Source organism: Aquabacterium sp. UBA2148, from assembly GCF_002328915.1.
GTDB classification, from domain to species: Bacteria; Pseudomonadota; Gammaproteobacteria; order Burkholderiales; family Burkholderiaceae_C; genus Aquabacterium; species Aquabacterium parvum.
Genome location: NZ_DCXA01000171.1, coordinates 2,788 through 11,359, shown reverse-complemented (window position 1 = coordinate 11,359; position 8,572 = coordinate 2,788). Strand labels below are relative to the sequence as shown.

Below are 8,572 nucleotides of genomic sequence, written 5' to 3'. Positions count from 1 at the left end.
TTCCTGGCCTTCGGAGGCGGCATCGCCATCACCCTGGATCTCGGAGGCGTCGTTGCCCTCGCTGCTCACGCCAGCATCTGCGTTCGCGCCTTCAGCTTCGATGCCGACCGAAGACTCTTCGCGTTCACCACGGCCACGACCACCACGGCGACGGCGACGGCCTTCGCGTTGTTGGTCGGCATCACCGGGCTGGCCTTCGGGAGAAAGTGACACGGCAGCTTCGGCACCTGTTGCGCCGGCGGCAGCCAGGCCCAAGGCCTGGGCTTCGGCTGCGATGGCCTCGCGGTTGATGGCCGGACGCTCGGTGTTCTCGCCACGGCGGCCACGACCGCCGCGCTCGCCTCGTTCACCGCGCTCGGCGCGGTCGCGGCCACCATCGCGGCCTGCGGCGTTTTCGCTTTCGTTGCGCTCTTCACGGGGGCCCTGGCGACGGCCACGGCCTTCGCCCTTGGCCTCACTGCGCTCACCGCGCTCACCGCGCTCGGAGCGCTCCCCGCCACGACCGCCTCGGCCACCACGAGCCTGGCCATCGCGACGGCCGCCACGACCCTTGTCGTCATTGCTTTCTGCGGGGGCGGGCGCAGCGACCGGCGTCACCACAGGCGCCGGGGCAGGGGCGTCGCCGCCAAAGCCCAACAGGCGCTTGACCCAGCCAAAGAAGCCGCCCGAGGCAGGCACGGGGGCCTGAACCGGTGCGGGCGGCGCCAGCGGGGCTGCGGCCACGACAGGCGCTTCTTCTTTCGGAGGAGCGATCGGGGCCGGTTGGTCGGGCAGCACACCCTTGATGACCGGCTCCTGCTTGGCCTTGGCCTTCTCGCGGCGGGTGATGCCCACCTCGTCGTCCGGCTCCTCGATCATCGTGTAGCTGGCCTGGATGTTTTCCAGACGCGGGTCGTCGTGACGCAGGCGTTCCAGCTTGTAGTTCGGGGTCTCGAGGTGCTTGTTGGGCACCAGCAGCACGGTCACGCGCTGCTTGAGTTCGATCTTGGTGATCTCGGTGCGCTTCTCGTTGAGCAGGAAGGAGGTCACTTCCACCGGCACTTGCACGTGCACGGCCGAGGTGTTGTCCTTCATCGACTCTTCCTGGATGATGCGCAGGATCTGCAGCGCCGACGACTCGGTGTCGCGGATGTGGCCGGTGCCGTTGCAACGCGGGCAGGTGATGTGGCTGCCTTCGCTCAGCGCCGGGCGCAGGCGTTGGCGAGACATCTCCAGCAGGCCGAACTTGCTGATCGAGCTGAACTGCACGCGGGCGCGGTCGGTGCGCAGGGCGTCACGCAGGCGCTGCTCCACCTCGCGGCGGTGCTTGCTGTCCTCCATGTCGATGAAGTCCATGACGATCAGGCCGCCCAGGTCGCGCAGGCGCATCTGGCGGGCGATTTCGTCGGCCGCTTCCAGGTTGGTGCGGAAGGCGGTTTCCTCGATGTCGCTGCCACGGGTGGCGCGCGCCGAGTTCACGTCCACCGATACCAGCGCCTCGGTGTGGTCGATCACGATGGCGCCGCCCGAGGGCAGGTTCACGGTGCGGCTGAAGGCCGTCTCGATCTGGTGCTCGATCTGAAAGCGTGCGAACAGCGCCGCGTCATCGCGGTAGCGCTTGACGCGGTTGGCCTGATCGGGCATGACGTGCAGCATGAACTGCTTGGCCTGCTCGTAGATGTCGTCCGTGTCGATCAGGATCTCGCCGATGTCGGACGTGAAGTAGTCGCGGATGGCGCGGATGACCAGTGACGATTCCTGGTAGATCAGGTAAGCGCCCTTGCCGGCGGTGGAGGCCTCGTCGATGGCCGTCCACAGCTTGAGCATGTAGTTCAGGTCCCACTGCAGCTCGGCGGCCGAGCGACCGATGCCGGCGGTGCGGGCGATCAGGCTCATGCCCTTGGGGTACTCGAGCTGATCCATCGCCTCCTTGAGCTCTTCGCGCTCATCGCCCTCGATGCGGCGGCTGACGCCACCGCCACGCGGGTTGTTGGGCATCAGAACCAGGTAGCGGCCGGCCAGCGAAACGAAGGTGGTCAGGGCCGCGCCCTTGTTGCCACGCTCTTCTTTTTCGACCTGGACCAGGAGTTCCTGGCCCTCTTTGATGACGTCCTGGATCTTGGCCGAGCGGACGTCAGCACCTTCTTTGAAGTACTGGCGCGAGATTTCCTTGAACGGCAGGAAGCCGTGGCGGTCTTCGCCGTAGTCGACGAAACAGGCTTCCAATGAAGGCTCGACGCGTGTGACGACGGCCTTGTAGATGTTGCCCTTGCGTTGTTCGCGACCTTCGATTTCGGTTTCGAAGTCGAGCAGTTTCTGCCCGTCAACGATGGCCAGGCGGCGCTCTTCGGCCTGCGTGGCATTGATCAGCATGCGCTTCATGGGTGCTCCATTTCTGCAACGGAGACGGCTCGGGATGGCACCGAGACATGTCTCCAGTCGCCCCCGACCCGAAGGTCAGCGGCAGCTTGCATGCGCGAGCAACGACGAAGAACCGAAGGAATTGCCTTGGACGTCAGGCCCGCCGGAGCGGGTCGGACGTCAGGGGCGCGTGTGCCGGGGTGAAGGACAGGGTCTGGCGACAGCCGGATGGCGTCCGCCGGCTCCATGCCTTGGGCATGGGGGCGCGGACATGGAAAGGGGTGGCTGCCTGGACGTTCACACGACGCGCCAGCCACCGGCCGCGCAGCACACCAGCGGCCGGATGGCGGGCGTCTTGCTGCGAGCGGGTGGAAAGGGCGGTGTGCGAAGCAGTCCGGGACACGTGTGATTCACTCGACACAGGCCTCAGCGTGCGGCACCGGCAAGCCGGCGAAGCGGGCGCTGGGGCCCAACAACCTTGAACGTGGTTCGATCGACATTGGCTCTGACAGCCACTCGACCCGACAAATTCACACCTTGGGTGAACCTCTTCAGGGAGGGCGACTGCTGCATGGCCATACTGGTGGCGGGACACCCCGCCGGGCCCCATCGTGGCACCTGCAGCAACCGGCTCGTCGGTAAAATGCGGTTTGCTGCGGCAAGCGCCTGGGTGAGAGATTGACTGGCGAAACTCGCTGAACGCAGATTCCGCAAACAAACCCTCACACAAGACACACAACGTGGCTCAAACCATTATAGGTGCGAAAAAAGCAACCGGGCGCTCGGGAATGGCCGCGAAAAAGGCGGCACGAAAACCCACCGACGCAACCCCCACCCGTCCTGTTGCCGAAACCCTGGCAGCCAGTTCTCCCCGCCCGCAATCTGTCGCCAGCGTCCAGCGCCTGGTCATTGACGAAGGCAGCGCCGACCAACGCCTCGACAATTTCCTCATCAAGGTGCTCAAGGGCGCCCCGAAAACCCTCGTCTACCGCATCATCCGCAGCGGCGAGGTTCGCGTGAACAAGGGCCGCGCCTCGGCCGACACCCGCCTGGCCCTGGGCGACGAGGTGCGCGTGCCCCCATTGCGCCTGACGGAAAAGCCGACCGACGAGGCCTCGGCTGTGCCCGCCCGAGAGTTCCCGGTGTTGTTCGAAGACGATGTCATGCTGGTCATCGACAAGCCGGCCGGTGTCGCCGTGCACGGTGGCAGCGGGGTGAGTTTCGGCGTGATCGAGCAACTGCGCCGAGCCCGACCGCAGGCCCGGTTCCTGGAGTTGGTTCACCGCCTCGACAAGGAAACCTCGGGCGTGTTGGTCATCGCCAAAAAGCGCAGCGCGCTTGTCACCCTCCAGGATTGCTTTCGCCACCGCACCGCCCACAAGACCTACGCGGCGCTGGTTTGTGGCCAGTGGCCCGAAAAAAAGAAGGTGGTCGATGTGGCGTTGCACAAGTTCCTGACCGCAGAAGGTGAGCGGCGGGTCAAGGCCGTGGCAGGCGACGACGATGACGGCCGACGTTCGATCTCGCTGGTCTCGGTGGTCAAACGTTTCGACGCTTTCAGCCTGCTCGATGTCACCATCAAGACCGGTCGAACCCATCAGATTCGTGTGCACCTGTCGCACGAAGGCCACGGCATCGTGGGGGACGAAAAATACGGTGACTTCGTGCTCAACAAGGCCCTGGCCCGTGGCGGCGAAGGTGCGGTGCCCGGGGTGGACCGCCTGCGCCTGCCCGATGGCCGCTGGGACCGCATGTTCCTGCACGCTCGCTACCTGCGCCTGCCGCATCCCGTCAGCGGCGATGAGTTGACTTTTGAAGCGCCTTTGCCGCCGGCCTGCCTGGCCCTGCTGGGTGCCTTGACATCGACCAAACCGGCTGCCAAGCCAGGGGTGTCACGCGACTGAGCCTCGCAGGCGATACAGTCGGGAGCATGAGCTCTTCCAATGGCACCGACAGCGGCCTGAGACCGCGCGCCTATGACCTGATCGTCTTCGATTGGGATGGCACCCTGTACGACTCCACGGCCCTGATCGTGCGCTGCATCCAGTCCGCCTGCGCCGACCTGGGGTTGCCTGTGCCTTCGTCGCAAGCTGCGGCTTACGTGATCGGCCTGGGGTTGCACGACGCCCTGGCCCATGTCGCGCCCACCCTGGCGCCCGAGCGCGTGCCCGAGCTGGGGCTGCGCTACCGGCACCACTACTTCAACCGCCAACACGAGCTCAGTCTTTTCGAAGGCGTGCTGCCCATGCTCCAGGCCCTGAAGGCGCAAAATCATTGGCTGGCCGTGGCCACCGGCAAGTCGCGCTCCGGCCTGAACGAGGCCCTGGGGCATGTCGAGTTGTATGGCATGTTCGATGGCACTCGCACCGCCGACGAAACCGTCTCCAAGCCGCACCCGCGCATGTTGCTGGAGCTGATGGCCGAGTTCGGCGTCGAGCCCGAGCGCACCCTGATGATCGGCGACACCACGCACGACTTGCAGCTGGCGGTCAACGCCGGGGCGCACAGCATCGCCGTGAGCTACGGGGCGCACGAGCCGGCCGCTTTTGCGGATTACCCGACCCGCTTCGTTGCCCACGCCACGGCCGAGCTTCACGATTGGCTGGCCCGGCATGCCTGAGCCCAAGCGCCTTGAGCCGCAACCCCTTTGCGCTTCTGACGAGCTCAAGGAGCGCGGCGACGCAGTCACCTTCGACATCCTGGAGTTCGGGCGCAGCGCCCAGGCCTTTGCCTTGCGCTTCAATGGGGGCGCGGTGGCCTACGTCAATCGCTGTGCCCACGTGCCAGCCGAGATGGATTGGCAGCCCGGCCAGTTCTGGGATCAGGAACGTCGCTTCATCATCTGCTCGGTGCACGGCGCGCTGTACGAGCCGCCCAGCGGGCACTGCGTCATGGGGCCTTGCCGTGGCGCACGCTTGCACGCCATTGAACTCAAGGAGGAAGGGGGCCAGGTGCATTGGTATCCTTCCGATCGCATCCAACCGCCGCTCTGACGACGGCCAACCCAGACCATGTCCATGGACACCCAAGATCCCAAAACTCAGGCCCAGGCGGCCTTGTTCACCGACCTTGCTCGCGCCTACCTGGCGCAACAGAAGCGGGATGCCCGCTGGCGCTGGTTGTGGCGCCTGATCTGGTTGGGCGTCGCGTTCTCGGCGGCCTGGGCCGCTTGGGAGTCCGGCTCCGCTGCGCACACGCCGGTCACGCCTCACACAGCCTTGGTCGAGGTGCGCGGTGAAATCGCCAGCGAGACCGAAGCGAGCGCCGACAACCTCATGACGGCACTTCGCAGCGCCTTCGAGGACGCAGGCGCGCAGGCCGTCGTCTTGCGCATCAATTCACCCGGAGGCAGCCCCGTGCAGGCCGGGCTGGTCAACGACGAAGTGCGCCGACTCAAGGCCTTGCACAAGAAGAAGGTGTACGCCGTCTGCGAGGAAATGTGCGCATCGGCTGCTTACTACATCGCCGTGTCGGCCGATCGCATCTTTGTCGACAAGGCGTCCATCGTCGGCTCCATTGGCGTGTTGATGGATGGTTTTGGCTTCGTCGGCACGATGGAAAAACTGGGCATCGAGCGGCGTTTGATGACCGCAGGCAGCAACAAGGGCATGCTCGATCCTTACTCGCCGCTCAAGCCCGAGCAGGCCGAGTTGGCGCAGTCCATGCTCGATCAGATCCACCAGCAGTTCATCAAGGTGGTGCGTCAGGGGCGTGGCAAGGCGCTCAAGGAAACCCCAGGCACTTTCTCGGGCCTGTTCTGGAATGGCGAAGAAGCTGTGAACCAGGGCCTGGCCGATCAACTGGGCAGCCTGGACCACGTCGCGCGCGATGTGATCAAGGCAGAGGACATCGTCGATTACACGCAAAAGGAAAACCTGGCCGAGCGCCTGGCCAAGCGATTTGGTGCGGCCATCGGTGGTGGTGCCGTGCAGGCGATGCGCGGCGCCGTGGGCGTGCGCTGATCAGGCGTCCAACCCCCGGATGAGGCGATGGGCCGCTTCCGGGGCGATGTTGAGCAGTTGCCCGACGTCCCGTGCGTCGTCTGGCAACGCCGCCAGGCAATGTGGGTCGTCCCAGCCGTGCTGCGTGTGGCGCGCGATGCGCACGCCCAGCGTGACATTGCGCACCTTCGGGTCGTTGGCCAAACGCTCGTCAGAGCAATGGATCAGCAGGTCCGGCAACTGCCAGCGCCGCATCAACTCTTGTGCAAGGTCGTCGATCCGGATGCCCAGCACCTCTTGCTGAACCGCCGCCGAGCGCAGGGTGTGATCGGTTTTGAGCCGATGGGTGATCTCCAGCATCAGCGAGGAGGCGTGACACCACAGCAACATCTCGGCAAAAGCGTGCAGCAGGGCGGCCTCCTGGATGACGACGACGTCCTGATCCTGGCGCTTGAGTGCGAAACCCAGAGCGAAATGGGCTGCTCTGCGCGAGCGCCGCACCACCTGGGCGAGGCCTTCGATGGCCTCAGGGCGGTGGGCCAGGGCGGTCTGGACGTCCAGTGGCTGGGCGAAGGCGCTGAAGAACGGCCCCACGCCCAGCATGACCAGGGCGCCCACCAGCGTCTCGGGTGGCTCGACGCTCAGGCGGGTGCAATGGCTCGAGACGTGCACCAGCACCCTCAGGGTGGTCAGCGGATCGTTTTCCAGGCTCTCGGCGATCGTGTGGGCATCCATGTTGCCCCGCGCTTCTTCGATCTCGCTCAGCAGGGCGATCTCGGAGGCCGATTCCGACAGGATGGGGATGTCCGCGTTCGCAAAGGCCTCCACCCAGGCTGCCAAGGTGGGGAGCGGCTGCTGGATCATGGTCGGGCCTTGGGTGAGTTTTGGGCTAGGTTAGCCTTTGCGGGCCCGACTGGTGCACCGAAATAAGGCAAAAGGCCGATGCAGTTCTCACCGCACCGGCCATTTCGCAAGGCCCCCTCATGCGCGAGCCTGTGTCTGGTTCACTTCGCGCTCAGCAAACCCGTCTTGAGGTCGTCGTCAACGGGCTTGGCGCCCAGCCAGATTTTGAGCAAGGCAGCATAGAAATCATCGCCCTGGATGTCCGAGCCCTTCTGAGCTCCGTCCACCAGCGTCCGGATGCCGGCGCCAGGCACGAGGTTGAGCTGGATCGCCGTGCCTTTCTTGACGGTGCCAAAGGACACCATCGTCTTGCGCAACTCGTCCAGCCGGCCTTGGAATCGGGCCACGTCGGCATCCGAGTTGTTCTTGTGAAAGCCTTTGATCATGGCGTCGGCGAAGTCTTCGCCGGTGAGGTCGCGCAACAGCACGATCTGCATGCTCTTGGCGCCGGGCTGGCTGAGCAATGCCTGCGCAGAAGCGTCGCGCTTGCCCACGTACAGGCCGGCGGCGTAGACGTCGATGATGACCTTCACTCGCACGCCCGCGCCATTGAGCTGCAAAGCTTGTCCAGCGACGGTGGTGGTATCGGCGAATTTGACGCCGCGCACTTCCACGGCGGCGTGGGCTTGGAAGGTGAGGGCGGACAGCAGGGCCAGGGCCCATGCGGGGATCAGCTTGAACATGCGGGTTCCGGTTGGCGGTTGATCGGGAAAGGCGTTGCGCCGCCGGGCCATCAGACATCACGCGTGGTCATATTTCACGACAGCGGCTAAGCGCGGGTGGGAGTATGCGCCATCTCTTGATGAGGCTTGCAAGCGGTTGTCACAGCCACCATGCGCGACAATGGCGCTCTGTCCTGTTTCTGTGGGCCTGCCGGGCCTGCGCCCTTTTCCATGTCCTTCCTCGTCATCGACATCGGCAACACCCGTTTGAAATGGGGCCTCTACGACCGACCCGCCCCTGGTTCCGATTTGCTGGCGCATGGTGCGGTGGTCCTGGAAGACATTGATCACCTCTGGGATGAACACTGGCGCCAGCTGCCGGTGCCTCGGGCGATGCTGGGCTGTGTGGTGGCTGGCGAGGCCATCAAGCGAAGGGTCGAAGAGCAGCTGACCGAGGGCTGGGGGCTGCAGGCACAGTGGGTGTCTTCGTCTCGCCTGGGTGGTGGCGTGATCAATGGATACGAGCACCCCCAACGGCTGGGCGCCGACCGCTGGGCGGCGATCATTGGCGCGCGCCAGCGGGCTTTGTTGTGTGCCCCCAACGACGTGCCGCCTGTTCTGGCGGTGATGGTGGGCACGGCGGTCACGGTCGATGCCGTGGACGCGGGTGGCTGCTTCCTGGGTGGGTTGATCCTGCCGGGCTTCGGCCTGATGTACCGGGCCCTG

General features: G+C 65.2%; 8 protein-coding genes. 5 read left to right on the top strand and 3 right to left on the bottom strand.

Annotated features, from left to right (window positions below; genetic code table 11):
- On the bottom strand, window positions 1–2,361 hold a 2,361-nt coding region (locus tag B2W70_RS09595; protein ID WP_286745183.1), incomplete at its 3' end, for an Rne/Rng family ribonuclease.
- A gap of 767 nt (window positions 2,362–3,128) precedes the next feature.
- On the opposite strand from B2W70_RS09595, the gene B2W70_RS09590 reads away from it, so the two are divergent.
- From B2W70_RS09590 to B2W70_RS09575, 4 genes are read left to right on the top strand one after another with little or no spacing between them, the layout of a single operon-like run.
- Window positions 3,129–4,244 carry an RluA family pseudouridine synthase gene (locus B2W70_RS09590; RefSeq protein ID WP_414631045.1) on the top strand — a complete coding sequence of 372 codons (1,116 nt, stop codon included), beginning with the start codon at window positions 3,129–3,131 and terminating at the stop codon, window positions 4,242–4,244.
- A gap of 26 nt (window positions 4,245–4,270) precedes the next feature.
- Window positions 4,271–4,960 (top strand): HAD family hydrolase, encoded by a 690-nt coding sequence (locus B2W70_RS09585; RefSeq protein WP_286745179.1) that lies wholly within the window; start codon window positions 4,271–4,273, stop codon window positions 4,958–4,960.
- The gene (locus B2W70_RS09580; RefSeq protein WP_286745178.1) at window positions 4,953–5,333 is read left to right on the top strand and encodes a Rieske (2Fe-2S) protein; all 381 of its coding nucleotides are present in this window, start codon (window positions 4,953–4,955) and stop codon (window positions 5,331–5,333) included. Before B2W70_RS09585 ends, B2W70_RS09580 begins: the two co-directional genes overlap by 8 nt.
- 24 nt (window positions 5,334–5,357) lie before the next feature.
- Window positions 5,358–6,302, top strand: coding sequence for a S49 family peptidase (locus B2W70_RS09575; RefSeq protein WP_286745177.1), 945 nt, complete (start codon window positions 5,358–5,360; stop codon window positions 6,300–6,302).
- Here the strand turns inward: B2W70_RS09575 and B2W70_RS09570 are convergent, their stop codons facing one another.
- Together B2W70_RS09570 and B2W70_RS09565 are read right to left on the bottom strand one after the other, a co-directional pair.
- Window positions 6,303–7,145, bottom strand: coding sequence for an HDOD domain-containing protein (locus tag B2W70_RS09570; RefSeq protein ID WP_286745175.1), 843 nt, complete (start codon window positions 7,143–7,145; stop codon window positions 6,303–6,305).
- Between the two features lie 140 nt (window positions 7,146–7,285).
- Complete coding sequence (locus tag B2W70_RS09565; RefSeq protein WP_058086202.1) at window positions 7,286–7,867, bottom strand: chalcone isomerase family protein; 582 nt, start codon at window positions 7,865–7,867, stop codon at window positions 7,286–7,288.
- Between the two features lie 210 nt (window positions 7,868–8,077).
- Between B2W70_RS09565 and B2W70_RS09560 the strand changes: the two genes are divergently transcribed.
- Window positions 8,078–8,572 (top strand): type III pantothenate kinase (locus B2W70_RS09560; protein WP_286745173.1); only part of this gene is annotated, 495 nt, incomplete at its 3' end.

Excerpts from the sequence above, each read along its gene's own strand:
- B2W70_RS09585 (WP_286745179.1), top strand. The coding sequence starts at position 4,271 with ATGAGCTCTTCCAATGGCACCGACAGCGGCCTGAGACCGCGCGCCTAT.
- B2W70_RS09565 (WP_058086202.1), bottom strand. The coding sequence starts at position 7,867 with ATGTTCAAGCTGATCCCCGCATGGGCCCTGGCCCTGCTGTCCGCCCTC.
- B2W70_RS09570 (WP_286745175.1), bottom strand. The coding sequence starts at position 7,145 with ATGATCCAGCAGCCGCTCCCCACCTTGGCAGCCTGGGTGGAGGCCTTT.
- B2W70_RS09575 (WP_286745177.1), top strand. The coding sequence starts at position 5,358 with ATGGACACCCAAGATCCCAAAACTCAGGCCCAGGCGGCCTTGTTCACC.
- B2W70_RS09590 (WP_414631045.1), top strand. The coding sequence starts at position 3,129 with ATGGCCGCGAAAAAGGCGGCACGAAAACCCACCGACGCAACCCCCACC.
- B2W70_RS09580 (WP_286745178.1), top strand. The coding sequence starts at position 4,953 with ATGCCTGAGCCCAAGCGCCTTGAGCCGCAACCCCTTTGCGCTTCTGAC.